This is a genomic window from Caulobacter sp. 05T431, from assembly GCF_056665975.1.
Genome location: NZ_JBFTKU010000022.1, coordinates 17,027 through 30,057, shown reverse-complemented (window position 1 = coordinate 30,057; position 13,031 = coordinate 17,027). Strand labels below are relative to the sequence as shown.

General features: G+C 69.6%; 13 protein-coding genes. 8 read left to right on the top strand and 5 right to left on the bottom strand.

Annotation, left to right across the window (positions count from 1 at the left end):
* Nucleotides 1–4: 4 nt before the first annotated feature.
* A complete protein-coding gene (locus tag AC1U89_RS18975; RefSeq protein ID WP_479901211.1) occupies nt 5–925 on the bottom strand; it encodes a hypothetical protein in 921 nt (306 codons plus the stop codon).
* Between the two features lie 170 nt (nt 926–1,095).
* Between AC1U89_RS18975 and AC1U89_RS18970 the strand changes: the two genes are divergently transcribed.
* Nucleotides 1,096–1,710 (top strand): glutathione S-transferase family protein, encoded by a 615-nt coding sequence (locus tag AC1U89_RS18970; protein ID WP_479901210.1) that lies wholly within the window; start codon nt 1,096–1,098, stop codon nt 1,708–1,710.
* Here the strand turns inward: AC1U89_RS18970 and AC1U89_RS18965 are convergent.
* From AC1U89_RS18965 to AC1U89_RS18955, 3 genes are all read right to left on the bottom strand, one after another.
* Entirely contained in the window at nt 1,707–2,579 is an 873-nt protein-coding gene (locus tag AC1U89_RS18965) for a hypothetical protein (protein WP_479901209.1), read from the bottom strand. The two genes, AC1U89_RS18970 and AC1U89_RS18965, sit on opposite strands and share 4 nt — an antisense overlap.
* A complete protein-coding gene (locus AC1U89_RS18960) occupies nt 2,576–3,370 on the bottom strand; it encodes a hypothetical protein (protein ID WP_479901208.1) in 795 nt (264 codons plus the stop codon). Before AC1U89_RS18960 ends, AC1U89_RS18965 begins: the two co-directional genes overlap by 4 nt.
* A gap of 151 nt (nt 3,371–3,521) precedes the next feature.
* Nucleotides 3,522–4,496, bottom strand: coding sequence for a hypothetical protein (locus tag AC1U89_RS18955; protein WP_479901207.1), 975 nt, complete (start codon nt 4,494–4,496; stop codon nt 3,522–3,524).
* An 81-nt stretch (nt 4,497–4,577) separates the two neighbouring features.
* Here AC1U89_RS18955 and trmFO point away from each other — a divergent pair, with 81 nt between their 5' ends.
* Nucleotides 4,578–5,996, top strand: a complete 1,419-nt coding sequence (gene trmFO, locus AC1U89_RS18950) for a methylenetetrahydrofolate--tRNA-(uracil(54)-C(5))-methyltransferase (FADH(2)-oxidizing) TrmFO (RefSeq protein ID WP_479901206.1) — start codon at nt 4,578–4,580, stop codon at nt 5,994–5,996.
* Between the two features lie 14 nt (nt 5,997–6,010).
* Here trmFO and AC1U89_RS18945 read toward each other — a convergent pair whose 3' ends face one another.
* Nucleotides 6,011–6,877: a DUF1206 domain-containing protein gene (locus tag AC1U89_RS18945; protein WP_479901205.1), complete on the bottom strand. Its 867-nt coding sequence runs from the start codon at nt 6,875–6,877 to the stop codon at nt 6,011–6,013.
* A gap of 275 nt (nt 6,878–7,152) precedes the next feature.
* On the opposite strand from AC1U89_RS18945, the gene AC1U89_RS18940 reads away from it, so the two are divergent.
* The 6 genes from AC1U89_RS18940 to AC1U89_RS18915 are packed head-to-tail and all read left to right on the top strand — an operon-like array spanning nt 7,153 to nt 12,944.
* On the top strand, nt 7,153–8,421 hold the full coding sequence (locus AC1U89_RS18940; RefSeq protein ID WP_479901204.1) for an allantoate amidohydrolase: 1,269 nt from the start codon (nt 7,153–7,155) through the stop codon (nt 8,419–8,421).
* On the top strand, nt 8,418–9,653 hold the full coding sequence (locus AC1U89_RS18935) for a pyridoxal-phosphate-dependent aminotransferase family protein (RefSeq protein ID WP_479901203.1): 1,236 nt from the start codon (nt 8,418–8,420) through the stop codon (nt 9,651–9,653). The genes AC1U89_RS18940 and AC1U89_RS18935 overlap by 4 nt, the downstream gene beginning before the upstream one ends.
* Nucleotides 9,650–10,570: an allantoinase PuuE gene (puuE, locus tag AC1U89_RS18930; RefSeq protein WP_479901202.1), complete on the top strand. Its 921-nt coding sequence runs from the start codon at nt 9,650–9,652 to the stop codon at nt 10,568–10,570. The genes AC1U89_RS18935 and puuE overlap by 4 nt, the downstream gene beginning before the upstream one ends.
* Nucleotides 10,567–11,088: a 2-oxo-4-hydroxy-4-carboxy-5-ureidoimidazoline decarboxylase gene (gene uraD, locus AC1U89_RS18925; protein WP_479901201.1), complete on the top strand. Its 522-nt coding sequence runs from the start codon at nt 10,567–10,569 to the stop codon at nt 11,086–11,088. The genes puuE and uraD overlap by 4 nt, the downstream gene beginning before the upstream one ends.
* On the top strand, nt 11,089–12,273 hold the full coding sequence (locus tag AC1U89_RS18920) for a urate hydroxylase PuuD (protein WP_479901200.1): 1,185 nt from the start codon (nt 11,089–11,091) through the stop codon (nt 12,271–12,273). It begins immediately after the preceding gene.
* The gene (locus tag AC1U89_RS18915) at nt 12,270–12,944 is read left to right on the top strand and encodes a TetR family transcriptional regulator (RefSeq protein WP_479901199.1); all 675 of its coding nucleotides are present in this window, start codon (nt 12,270–12,272) and stop codon (nt 12,942–12,944) included. Before AC1U89_RS18920 ends, AC1U89_RS18915 begins: the two co-directional genes overlap by 4 nt.
* Nucleotides 12,945–13,031 lie beyond the last annotated feature (87 nt).

Here is a 13,031-nt window from a genome sequence, read left to right as displayed (position 1 = left end):
CGCCCTAGCCGAAGGCGTCGGTCAGGTCGCGGCCCTTCAGCTGGGCGTAGATGGTGGGGGCCGGGGCGAAGACGATCAGCGAGACCAGCACCGACATCAGGCCCTGCAGCAGCGAGCTGATCACGCCGCTCACCGACAACAGGTCCTTCAGCGACCTGGCCTCGTTCTGGAGCGCGTCGCCCACCGAGGCCAGTCCGCCGCCCAGGGCCACGGCGGCGATCGCGCCGACGGCGGCGATCATCACGAACAGCAGCAGGTAGACCACCGCCGCCAGCACCGTGGCGATCAGATAGGTCCCGAACAGCGGCCAGAACCGACCCTTGGTCATGTCCCATGAGGCCTTCAGGTCGATGCGGCCCGTGTCGAAGGCCAGGGTGCTGACGAACGACAGGCGCACCGACAGCAGGACCAGACCAGCCAGCAGAGCCACGAACGACAGCAGGCCCAGCAGCACGCCCAGACCCTGGCCGCCGATCGCCGTGCCCACGCCCGCCAGGATCGCCAGGCCGAGCACGCCGACGAAATAGGCCCCAAACAGCACCAGATAGAGCAGCACCTGCACGGCCGCCTGGCGCAGCTCGTCGCCGCCCAGTCGCAGATAGGCCCCGGCGCTGTCGTGCGGCCGCAGGACCAGGCGGTTGACCGCGGCCATGAGCACTGAATTGGTGATCAGCACATAGACCATCGAGCTGAGGAACAGGGGCCACAGGCCGCTCATCGCCGCCATGCTGGCCTGCGGATCGGGATTGGCTTCCAGCGCCTCGGTCAGGGCGGTCAGCTTGTCGCCGAAGCTCGAGAGCACCAGGGCCGCGACCACGAAGGACAGGACCGCCATGATCCCGGCCCAGATCGCGACCGTCTTGGGTTTCTCGCTCGCCGCCCGAAAGCCGGCCAGAGCCGCGTCCGTGGCCGAAAACTGATCCATCGCCATGCCCCGTTAAATCCCGACCACGCCTATCAAGGTTCGCGACCGTGCGACAGCCCCCGAGCCCGCTCCTTTTGGAGGGACGGCGGGGATGTTCGCCCTGTGCAAACGCGTCCGCCAATTCTAACGTTCGTTTGAAGCGGCCGGGACAGGCCCGCGGGAGGATGATCATGAAGCTCTATGGCGAGGCCAATCCGGCTCCCAATCCGCGCCGGGTGCGCATCTTCGCGGCCGAGAAGGGCCTGGAGCTACCGGAGATCCGCATCGGCATGCGGCAGGGCGGCCACAAGTCGCCCGAGCACAAGGCGCGCAACAGCCTGGGCCAGGTGCCGGTCCTGGAGCTGGACGACGGCCAGATGATCAGCGAGAGCGTCGCCATCTGCCGCTATCTGGAAGCCCTTCACCCGACGCCGCCGATGTTCGGGACCTGCGCCCTCAGCCAGGCGCGCGCTGACATGTGGGTCCGGCGCATCGAGTTCCAGCTGATGGTCCCAGTCGGCATGTACTGGCGTCACGCCCATCCCCTGACGGCGTCGCTGCTGGTGCAGAACCGCGAGTTCGGCGAGTCCAACAGGCCCATCGCCGGCCGGGCCATGACCTGGCTGGACCGCGAACTGGCCGACGGCCGCGAATGGATCGCCGGCGACGCATACGGGATCGCCGACATCGTGGCCCTGACGACGATCGACTTCGCCGGCTTCATCGGCCTGGAGGTCCCCGAGGAGGCCGAGCGCCTGAAGGCCTGGCGAGAGCGGGCGTCGGCCCGACCGAGCGCGAACGCCTAGACGGCGGCGGCCGGGGCCAGCTCGCTTTCGTGCAGGTCGTAATAGGCCCGGGCCGGAGCGGCGGTCAGGATCACCATCTGCACGGTGAAGAAGAACGGCGCCAGCAGCATGGTGGCCAGGCCGGAGAGGGCCAGCATGATCGGGTTCGTGACGCCGCCGGAGAAAGTCACGATCAGCCCCGAGACCAAGGTCTGCGCCACGCCGACCAGGATCGTCAGCACCACGGCCAGGGCGTACATGCCCAGCAGGTGCCAGAAGTGGTGGTCGGTCAGGGTCCATGTCCGGCGCAGCGACAGCTTGCCCTCGGCGAAGGTGGTGATCGACAGCAGCGACAGGCGGATGCCGAACCAGATCGACAGGCCGGCGACGGCGATGGCGCCCAGCACCTCGACCCAGCGGTTGGTCTCGACCGCGCCCAGGCTGATCAGCCCGGCGCCGATCAGCACCAGCACGGCGCTGGGCAGGGCGGTGACGATCAGGGCCACGACCCAGCCGACCAGGGCGACCACGAACTGCCGCCCCTCTTCGGCGCCGACCCGCAGATAGGCCAGGCGGCGCTCCTGCGGATGCACCACCGCCCGCATGATCGCCACGCTGATCACCGACTGCAGGGCCACCGCGAAGGCGATCAGCGGCAGCAGCGTGCCCTGGCGGCGGGCGACGATATCGATCAGCTCGCGCACGTCGTTGGTCCGCGACAGCAGCGCCAGATCGGCGCGCACAGTGCCGCCGAACGCGAAGGCGACCACCAGGCCCAGCACGACCAGCATGGCGAAATAGCAGGCGGCCCAGGCCAGCACGACCAGCGGCTTGCGGCGCGTCATGCGGACGCCTTCGAGGGCGGCTTGGACGGGCGAGAAGGTGGTCATGTCCGCAGGGTTCCAGGGGTCGGGGCGGGCTGGTGGCGATAGACGTCGACCAGGGCCGCGGTCCAGACCGGGATGAGATAGAAGAACACCAGGGCCACGCTGACCAGCTCGGGGATCAGCGCGCCCTCGGCGAAGCCGGCGACCGCCCGCAGATAGCCGATGAGGACCACCAGGATCACCGCCGGAGCGGCCAGGACGGCGCCCGCCGCGGCCAGGACCAGCACCACGCCGCGCGTGCGGCCGAAGGCGCTGAGCACCTGGATGCGGTCCAGGTCGACCGTGGCGGCCGGGGCCAGGGACAGGCGCAGGAACAGCCAGACCATGATCGCCATCGACAGCAGCGGCGGCAGGCTGGCGGCCAGGGCGCCGGGTCCGTCCAGCGCGCCGCGCCAGGCGTCCACCGAGGTGATGTCCAGGCCGGGCGCGTTGCTCTTGGCGATCCCGACCACCACAGCCCCGACCAGCACCGCCAGCACCGCCACGACGACGGTCAGGATGACGGTGACCAGGGCCTGGACCGCCAGCAGCCGCCATTCCTGGACGCCCCAGCGCAGGCCTTTCCAGCCGGCGCGACCACCGAACGCGTGGCGATAGAGGGCCCCGTAGGCGACGGTCGTGGCGGCCAGCTCCAGCGGCAGGCTCAGGAAGGCCAGGCCGGGCGACAGGGCGCGAGGCAGCAGGCCCAGCGCGCCCCCGGCGACCAGGGCGGCCCAGCAGGTCCGCACCCCCGGCGTCCATCCCGCCATGCCGGCGCGAACGGTCCCACCGATCGTCGCCGATCCCTCGCCCATCAAAGCCTCTCCCGTCCGCGATCGCGCGAACCCCTCAATCCCAAGAGTCATAAGCGGTTCGCCCCCCGCTTGGCGACGAGTCGCGGCGGGTGTCACGCTGAATTTCGCGGGACGTGGCCCCGATGCCTCGGAGGGCCGCCGCGTGGACGGCTCAGGCCTTGCCCGCGCCCGAGGCCGCGAGCTCCCGGTAGGCCTTGGCCCAAGGCGCGCCGACCAGGGCCATGGTGAAGGCGGCGACGACCGACAGCACGGCCGCGCCACAGGCGATCAGCGGCCAGAAGGTCCGCAACCAGACTTCCGGCGGCTGCCCCTTCAGGGGATCGAGGATTTCGCTCAGGCCCTCGCCGGTGCCGTTGGCCACCACCGCGAGCACGACGCCGCCGCCCACGACCGCGTAGAGCGCGATCTCCAGCGCGATCAGGATCAGCGCCAACAGCAGGGCCATGCCCAACAGCCGGCCGCTCTGGCCTCGCGTGAAGGCCCAGGACTCGAACAGTCGGAATTCCCCCTCGGCGAAACTCATCGGTCCGGCCATCGACAGGCGCAGGACACCCCAGATCAGCAGGCCGATCCCCGCCAGGATGACCAGGACGATCAGCAGGCCGGCGACCAGCTTGCCGCCGTCGCCCATGGCGGCCCCGGCCAGATAGACGATCATGCCGAGGATCAAGCCGCCGATCGCCACCGCGAAATAGGCCATCAGGAACAGCACGCTCTGGACCAGGGTCACCAGGGCCAGCCACAGCTCCGACTTGCCCAAGCGCAGATAGGCCCAGCGCTTCTGGTCCGGCTGGAGCACGGCGCGGAACACGGCGCCGACGACCACGCCCTTGACCACCGCGCCGCCCAACCAGCTGATCGCGTTCACGCCCATCATGCTGGCCTGCATCCGCATCATCCGCGCCAGCATGGCCGGATCGGCGCCGGTCGGCGCTGTCGCCGCGCCCGGTTCGGGCATGGACTTGATGAGTTCGATGAACTGCGGGGCCAGCGTCCACATCAGGCCGATCATCGGTCCGACGAGGGTCACCAGGATCACCAGCCCCCAGGCCAGCACCGCCAACGGCGCGCGGCCGATCACCCCGAAGCCGGCCGTCGCCGCGCCCGAAACCGAAAACCTCGCCATCGTCGCCCCCGACGCCTCCTCGACAGGCCGCCAGCCTAGACACAGGTTTCATCCCGTGGCCAGCGGGGGTAAGAGGCGCCCATGAGCACTTCCCCCACTTCCGCCTCGCCCATCCACGTCATCGGCGGCGGCCTGGCCGGGTCCGAGGCCGCCTGGCAGATCGCCCAGGCCGGCGTCCCCGTCATCCTGCACGAGATGCGCCGCGACGAGACGTCGGGCCCCGTTCGGACCGATGCGCACCAGACCGACGGCCTGGCCGAGATGGTGTGCTCGAACTCGTTCCGCTCCGACGACTGGCAGTTCAACGCCGTGGGCCTGCTGCACGCCGAGATGCGCAAGCTGGACTCGCTGATCATGTCGGCCGCCGACCAGCACCAGGTGCCGGCCGGCGGCGCCCTGGCCGTCGACCGCGACGGCTTCTCGGCCGAGGTCACGCGGCGCATCCAGGCCCATCCGCTGATCACCATCGTCCGCGAGGAGATCGCCGGCCTGCCGCCCGCCGAGTGGGACAATGTGGTGGTGGCCACCGGCCCCCTCACCTCGCCCGCCCTGGCCGACGCGATCCTCGACCTCAGCGGCGAGGGTCAGCTCAGCTTCTTCGACGCCATCGCCCCGATCATCCACGTCGAGTCGATCGACATGGACAAGGCTTGGCGCCAGTCGCGCTACGACAAGGAAGGCCCCGGCGGCGACGCGGCGGCCTACATCAACTGCCCGATGGACAAGGCGCAGTACGAGGCCTTCATCGACGCCCTGCTCGAGGGCCCCAAGGCCGAGTTCAAGGACTGGGAGCACGTGCCCTATTTCGACGGCTGCCTGCCGATCGAGGTGATGGCCGAGCGCGGCCGCGAGACCCTGCGCCACGGCCCGATGAAGCCGGTCGGCCTGACCAACCCGCGCGACCCCACCGTGAAGTCCTACGCCATCGTCCAGCTGCGCCAGGACAACGCCCTGGGCACGCTGTGGAACATGGTGGGCTTCCAGACCAAGCTGAAGCACGGCGCCCAGGCCGAGGTCTTCCGGATGATCCCGGGCCTGGAGAACGCCCAGTTCGCCCGGCTGGGCGGGCTGCACCGCAACACCTTCATCAACAGCCCGCGCCTGCTGGACCGGTCCCTGCGCATGAAGCTGGCTCCGCGCCTGCGGTTCGCGGGCCAGATGACCGGCGTCGAGGGCTATGTCGAAAGCGCCGCCACCGGCCTGCTGGCCGGCCGCTTCGCCGCCGCCGAGCGCCTGGGCAAGACGCTGGACGCCCCGCCCCCGACCACCGCTCTGGGCGCCCTGGTCGACCATGTCACCGGCGGCCACCTGGAAGCCGAGGGCAAGGCCACCTTCCAGCCGATGAACATCAACTACGGCCTGCTGCCGCCGCTGGAAGCCCCCAAGGTCGATGAAGCAGGCAAGAAGATCCCGCTGAAGGAACGCGGCCGCGCCAAGAAGCGGCTGATGAGCGTGCGGGCGCTGGCGGACCTGGACGGGTGGGTGACCGGCGCGGCGTAGCCCTCGGCCGTCACCTACGGCGTGACCTCAGGCGGTGGGCGGATGCGCCGGTAGCGCGCCTCGACCAGACCGAACAGTCCGAAGGCGATCAGGCCGGCGGCGACCAGGCACAGCGCCCAGCTCCCGAATGGCTGGCGTTCGATCGCCTGCAGCGCCCCGCCCCAACTGTGCACCTCGCCGGCTCGCGCCTGCAGGCCGGCCATCACCAGGAAGACGCCGAGCGGCAAGCTGGCCAGGCCGCGCGCGCCGTAGCCGGCCTTGGCCAGGGGCACGACGCGGCGGCAGGTCCTGTCGTCGCAGTCGAGCCGCTTGCTGAAGTCCTGCATCAGGCCTTGGACGACGTTGCCGACCGCGAAGGCCAGGACCGCCAGGCCGGCGGCGATCAGCAAGGCGTCGCCATAGGGCAGGTCGAGGACAGTCCGGGCGGCGTGATGGGCGCTGCGCTCCTCGTCGACCTCGCCGACATCCTCCAGCTCGTCCAGCAGCTCGAAGGCCGACAGCGCCAGGCCGCCATAGACCAGGCCGCTGAACGCCTGGCCGGCCCGCACCGCCCAGGCCTTGGGCGAGCGGCCGTGCCGGTCGGCGTCGAACACCGCCTGCAGGATGCGCCAGGCCGCAAAGCCCGCCAGGCCGACACCGATCGCGCCGATCAGCGCCCAGCCCAGCGGCCAGTCGGCCCAGGCGCGCAGCAGGGCCTTTGCGCCCTTGGCGCGCGGCGTCAGGTCCAGGGCGGCCAGCAGAACGACGGTCCCCAGACCCAGATAGACCAGGCCCCGCGCCGCATAACCCAGCCGTGAGGCCAGCTCGATCGCCTTGGCGGCGTTCGTCCGCTGCACGCGCTTCACAAGCTTGCGAGGCAAGGCGTTGATCGAGGTCGACATGGTTCGTGCCCGGACAGCCCAACTGGGTGAACCAACGGCGGCTCGGCGCGAGCGTTCCCTGGCCTCGTTCCGCACCTCACCAAGAGGCAGGCCTGTCTTTCGCTAAGTAAGTGATTTATGACTTAGCTTCAGGCGCCGGCCGTCAGGTCTGGCGCTTGGCTGGGCATCCGCGCGGCAAGCCGTGCCGCGCCGCCGATCATCGCGCGCTTTGCCGCTCGCCGATGTTAGGCAAGCATGTCACGGATAGGATGTACGGCAAAGGGGAGCCCGGCAGGGTGGCGGAGGCCTTCGAGATCGGCGACTTCAGACCCGGCGCGCGGGCCAAGACTCGCTGCGACCTGATGGGCGCCCCGCCCTACAGCGAAGCCGACGGCATGCTGGTGCGCCGGTTCCTGACCCCCGCCCACGACGAGGCGCTGAAGACCCTGGCCTTCTGGATGGACGAGGCCGGCATGAGCACCCGCCGCGACCACGCCGGCAACCTGCTCGGCCGCTACGAGGGCGCGACGCCGGACGCTCCGGCCCTGCTGATCGGCTCGCACATCGACAGCGTCCGCAACGGGGGCCGCTATGACGGGGCCCTGGGCGTGATGCTGGGGATCGACGTGGTCGAGGCCCTGGCCCGCGCCGGCCGCCGCCTGCCCTTCGCGGTCGAGGTGATCGCCTTCGGCGACGAGGAGGGCTCGCGCTTTCCCGCCTCTATGACCTGCAGCCGCGCCGTGGCCGGGACCGTCAGACCCAGCGTCATGGAGATGACCGACGGCGACGGCGTCAGCCTGGCGCAGGCCTTCGCCGCTTTCGCCCTGGACCCGACGCGCCTGGAGGAGGCCGCCCGCAAGCCGGGTGAGGTGTTCGCCTTCCTGGAAGCCCACATCGAGCAGGGCCCGGTGCTGGAAGCCGAGGGCCTGGCCCTGGGCGTGGTCACCGCCATCGCTGCTCAGAAGCGGCTGATGGTGCGGTTCACCGGCATGGCCGGTCACGCCGGCACCACGCCGATGAACCTGCGCAAGGACCCCGGTCCCGCCGCCGCCGAGGCGATCCTGGCCTTGGAACGCATCTGTTCGGGCGGCAAGAACGGCCTGGTCGGCACTGTCGGCCGGATCACCGCCCTGCCCGGCGCCTTCAACGTCATCCCGGGGGCGGTCGAATATTCGATGGACGTGCGGGCCGAGGTCGCCGCCACGCGCGACGCGGCCGTCGAGGCCGTCACCGCAGAAATCCAGGCCATCGCCGCGCGGCGCGGGCTGGAAGCCAGCGTCACCCTGATGCAGGACCTAGCCGCCAGCCCCTGCGATCCCGGCCTGACCGCCTTGCTCGAAACGGCCGTCGCCGCGACCGGCCAGACGCCGCGCCGCCTGCCCAGCGGGGCCGGCCACGACGCCATGGTCATCGCCGACCTCTGCCCCACCGCCATGCTGTTCATCCGCTGCGAGGGCGGGATCAGCCACAACCCGCGCGAGGCCGTGACCGAGGCCGATTGCGCCCTGGCGGCGACCGCCATGCTCCATTTCATCGACCAACTAGAACGACGCGAACGCGCATGACCCAGACCCCTTCTCAAACTTTTGGGGAACTCGACCACCCCGCCCGCCTGCTGATGGGGCCCGGCCCGATCAACGTGCATCCGCGCGTGCTGCGCGCCATGTCGGTGCAGCTGCTGGGCCAGTTCGACCCGGAGTTCACGGGCTACATGAACGAGACCATGGCACTCTACCGCCAGGTCTTCCAGACCCAGAACCGCTGGACCTTCCTGATCGACGGCACCTCGCGCGCGGCCATCGAGGCGGCCCTGGTCTCGACCCTGGCGCCGGGCGACGACGTGGTGGTGGTCAACGCCGGGCGCTTCGGCCTGCTGCTGTCGGAGATCGCCGAGCGCTGCGACGCCAAGGTCACCCTGGTCGAGGGCGAGTGGGGCAAGGTGGTCGATCCGCAGGCCGTGGAGGACGCGGTCAAGCGCGTGCGCCCGCGCCTGGTGGCCTGCGTGCACGGCGACACCTCCACCACCATGGCCCAGCCGATCGAGGCGATCGGCGAGATCTGCCGGCGTTATGACACCCTGCTGTACGTCGACGCCACGGCCACGATCGGCGGCATGAGCGTGCCGGTCGACGCCTGGCGGGCCGATATCGTCACCGGCGGTCTGCAGAAATGCCTGGGCGGCCCCTCCGGCTCGGGCCCGATCACGATCAGCGACCGCGCGGCCGAGTACATCTTCAGTCGCCGCCACGTCGAAGCCGGCATCGCCACGCCCGGCGCGGTCAGCGGTAACGGCCGCCGCATCGCCTCCAACTATTTCGACTTGGCGATGATCATGGACTACTGGTCCGACAAGCGCCTGAACCACCACACCGAGGCCGCCTCGATGCTGTTCGCGGCCCGCGAATGCGCCCGGGTGGTGCTGGAGGAAGGGCTGGAGGCCCGCTTCGCCCGCCATGCCCAGGCCGGGGCGGCGGTCGTCGCCGGGGTCGAGGCCATGGGGCTGCAGGTCTATGGCGACCAGGCCCAGAAGATGACCAACGTCACCGCCGTGCTCGCGCCTTCGGGCGTCGACTACGACCGGGTGAAGGCCCGCATGCGCACCGAATTCGAGATCGAGATCGGCGCGGCCTTCGGACCGCTGGCCGGCAAGGTCTGGCGGATCGGGGCCATGGGCGTGAACGCCCGCAAGCACGCCGTGCTCCAGACCCTGGCCGCGCTGGAAGCGGTGCTGCGCTGGGAAGGCTTCGAGGCTCCGGCCGGCGCGGGCGTGGATGCGGCGGCGAAGGTGTTCGCATGACCACCGCCTACCCCCGCGACCTGGTCGGCCACGGCGAACACCCGCCCCACGCCCAATGGCCGAACGGCGCCCGGGTGGCGGTGCAATTCGTGCTGAATTACGAGGAAGGCGCCGAGCGCTCCGTCCTGCACGGCGACCCGCAGGCCGAGCACTTCCTGTCCGAGATGGTCGGCGCCCAGCCGATCCCCGACGCTCGCCACATGTCGATGGAGAGCCTCTACGAATACGGCTCGCGCGCCGGCTTCTGGCGCATCCGGCGGCTGTTCGAGGAGTTCGGCCTGCCGCTGACCGTCTACGGCGTGGCCCAGGCCATGGAGCGCAATCCCGACGCCGTCGAGGCCATGCTGAAGTCCGGCTGGGAGATCGCCACCCACGGCTATCGCTGGATCGACTACCAGCACTTTCCCGAGGACCTGGAACGCGAGCACATCGCCAAGGCCGTCGAGATCCACACCCGCCTGACCGGCGAACGCCCGCTGGGCTGGTACCAGGGCCGCACCAGCCCCAACACCGCCCGGCTGGTCGTCGAGGAAGGCGGCTTCGTCTACGACGCCGACAGCTACGCCGACGACCTGCCCTACTGGGACGACCAGCACGGCAAGCCGCAGCTGATCGTGCCCTACACGCTGGACGCCAACGACATGCGCTTCGCCGCGCCCCAGGGCTTCAACAGCGGCGACCAGTTCTTCGCCTATCTCCGCGACAGCTTCGACGCCCTCTACCTGGAGGGCGAGACCGCGCCCAAGATGATGAGCGTGGGCCTGCACTGCCGGATCGTCGGCAAGCCCGGCCGGATCATGGCCCTGCGCCGGTTCCTCGAGCACGTCACCGCCCACGACAAGGTCTGGGTGGCCAAGCGCATCGACATCGCCCGGCACTGGATCGCGACCCATCCCTACAAGGAAACCCAGGCATGAGCGCCCCGCCCCTGACCCTGGCCGACCTGAACCGGATGAACCGCACCGGCTTCGCCACCAGCCTGGGCTTCGCCTTCGAGCTGTCGCCGTGGGTGGTGGAGCGGTCGTACGACGCCGCGCCGTTCGCCAGCGTCGAGGCCCTGCACGACGCGATGATGGCGGTGCTGGACGCTTCGCCCGAGGCCGACAAGCTGTCGCTGATCCGCGCCCACCCCGAGCTGGCGAGCAAGGCCGCGATCGTCAAGCAGCTGACCGCCGAGAGCAACGCCGAACAGGCCAGCGCCGGCCTCGACAAGCTGACCCAGGAAGAGTTCGACCGCTTCCACGCTCTGAACGCCGCCTATCGCGAGCGCTTCGGCTTCCCGTTCATCATCGCCGTGCGGCTGAACGACAAGACCTCGATCCTGGCCGCCATGCAGGCGCGCCTTTCCAACGACCGGGCCGCCGAGATCGCCGAGGCGATCAAGCAGATCGGCCTGATCTCCAAGCTTCGGCTGCAAGACGCGGTGACCGCCTAGATGGACTATGACGTCACGACCTGGCTGAACCTGGGCCTGCGCTGGCTGCACGTGATCGCCGGCGTCGCCTGGATCGGCGCCTCGTTCTACTTCGTCTGGCTGGACAACAATCTGCGGCCTCCCGTCCCCGAAAAGGACGGCGTGAAGGGCGAACTGTGGGCCGTGCACGGCGGCGGCTTCTACCATTCGCAGAAGTACATGACGGCCCCAGCCCACATGCCCGACCACCTGCACTGGTTCAAATGGGAGGCCTACACCACCTGGCTGTCGGGCTTCGCCCTGCTGATCGTGCTCTACTACGTCGGCGCGCCGGTCTATCTGATCGACGCCAGCAAGCACGCCTTCAGCCAGGCCGGCGCGATCGCCACGGGCCTGGCCTTCATCTTCGGCGGCCTGCTGGTCTACGAGGGCCTGTGCCGCTCGCCCCTGGGCGCGAGGCCCCGGCTGTTCGGCATGGTCTGGTTCCTGGCCCTGACGGGCGCGGCCTATGCGCTGACGCACCTGTTCAGCGACCGCGGGGCCTTCATCCACGTCGGCGCGATCATCGGCACGTGCATGGTCGGCAACGTGTTCCTGATCATCATCCCCAACCAGCGCAAGATCGTCGCCGACATGCTGGCCCGCCGCCCCGTCGACCCGCGCCTGGGCGCGATGGGCAAGCAGCGCTCGGTGCACAACACCCACATGACCCTGCCGGTCATCTTCATCATGATCAGCAACCACTATCCGGCGGTGACGGGCCATCCCCTGGCCTGGCTGCTGCTGGCCCTGATCAGCGCCGGCGGGGTGTCGATCCGCTACTTCTTCATCCTGCGCCACCACGGGATCATCAAGCCGGGCTTCATCTTCGCCGGGGTGATGCTGGTGTTCTTCGCCAGCGTGATCGCCAGCCACAAGCCCAAGCCGGCGGAAGTCGTCTCCGACGTGCCCTTCCCCGTCGCCCAGGCCATCGTCCAGAAGCACTGCGTGACCTGCCACTCGGCTGTCCCGACCCACAAGGGATTCACCGCCCCGCCCAACGGCGCGGCCTTCGACACCCCGGCGGGCATGGCGCGTTATGCGGGCAAGATCCGGGAACGCGCGGTCGATTCCACCAGCATGCCGCTCGGAAACGAGACTCACATTACCGATCAGGAACGCGCCCAGCTGGGCGCCTGGATCGAAGCGGGAGCAAAGACGCCGTGACCACCCAGGTAGAGACGCCTTCGGCCGTACCGACCGACGACGCCGCTCCGGCGCCCCGCAAGCGTAACGCCGAGCGGACGCGCAAGGCCATCCTGACCGCGGCGCTCAAGGAGTTCTCGCAGGCGGGCTACGCCGGCGCGCGGATCGAGAAGATCGTCAAGGCCGCCAAGTGCAACATCCGCATGCTCTACCACTACTTCGGCGACAAGAAGGGCCTGTACCTGGCGGTGCTGGAGGCCGCCTACGAGGACCTGCGCGGCCGCGAGGCCGAGCTGGAGATCGACTTCGACAAGCCGCTGGAAGGCTTCCTGGCCCTGCAGCGCTTCACCTTCGATTATTTCGAGAAGAACCCGCGCATCGACGGGCTGCTGCGCAACGAAAACCTGCTGCAGGGCAAGTTCGTGGCCCAGTCGCGCAAGGTCACCGAGACCGCCTTCCCGCTGCGCCGGACAATCGAGCACCTGATCGACAGCGGCCAGAAGCAGGGGATTTTCCGCGACAACCTGGACTGGGCCCAGATCTACGTGACCATCGCGGCCATGAGCCGCTTCCACCTGGCCAACGGGTATTCGTTGTCGGTGACACTGGACACCGACATGAGCAAGCCGGAGTGGCGTCGGGCGCGGCTGGTGCACGCGTCGGAGCTGCTTGAGGCGTATCTGCGAAAGTAGGCCTCCCCTTGTGGGGGAGGCGGTCGCGCAGCGACCGGTGGGGAAGTTTTAGGGCGTTCGATCCGGGAATGCGGCCACCAGCGCAAA

Bases quoted from the DNA above. Each gene is read 5' to 3' on its own strand.
- puuE (WP_479901202.1), top strand. From the start codon at position 9,650: ATGACCACCGCCTACCCCCGCGACCTGGTCGGCCACGGCGAACACCCG.
- AC1U89_RS18960 (WP_479901208.1), bottom strand. From the start codon at position 3,370: ATGGGCGAGGGATCGGCGACGATCGGTGGGACCGTTCGCGCCGGCATG.
- AC1U89_RS18965 (WP_479901209.1), bottom strand. From the start codon at position 2,579: ATGACCACCTTCTCGCCCGTCCAAGCCGCCCTCGAAGGCGTCCGCATG.
- uraD (WP_479901201.1), top strand. From the start codon at position 10,567: ATGAGCGCCCCGCCCCTGACCCTGGCCGACCTGAACCGGATGAACCGC.
- AC1U89_RS18920 (WP_479901200.1), top strand. From the start codon at position 11,089: ATGGACTATGACGTCACGACCTGGCTGAACCTGGGCCTGCGCTGGCTG.
- AC1U89_RS18945 (WP_479901205.1), bottom strand. From the start codon at position 6,877: ATGTCGACCTCGATCAACGCCTTGCCTCGCAAGCTTGTGAAGCGCGTG.
- AC1U89_RS18970 (WP_479901210.1), top strand. From the start codon at position 1,096: ATGAAGCTCTATGGCGAGGCCAATCCGGCTCCCAATCCGCGCCGGGTG.
- trmFO (WP_479901206.1), top strand. From the start codon at position 4,578: ATGAGCACTTCCCCCACTTCCGCCTCGCCCATCCACGTCATCGGCGGC.
- AC1U89_RS18935 (WP_479901203.1), top strand. From the start codon at position 8,418: ATGACCCAGACCCCTTCTCAAACTTTTGGGGAACTCGACCACCCCGCC.
- AC1U89_RS18955 (WP_479901207.1), bottom strand. From the start codon at position 4,496: ATGGCGAGGTTTTCGGTTTCGGGCGCGGCGACGGCCGGCTTCGGGGTG.
- AC1U89_RS18975 (WP_479901211.1), bottom strand. From the start codon at position 925: ATGGATCAGTTTTCGGCCACGGACGCGGCTCTGGCCGGCTTTCGGGCG.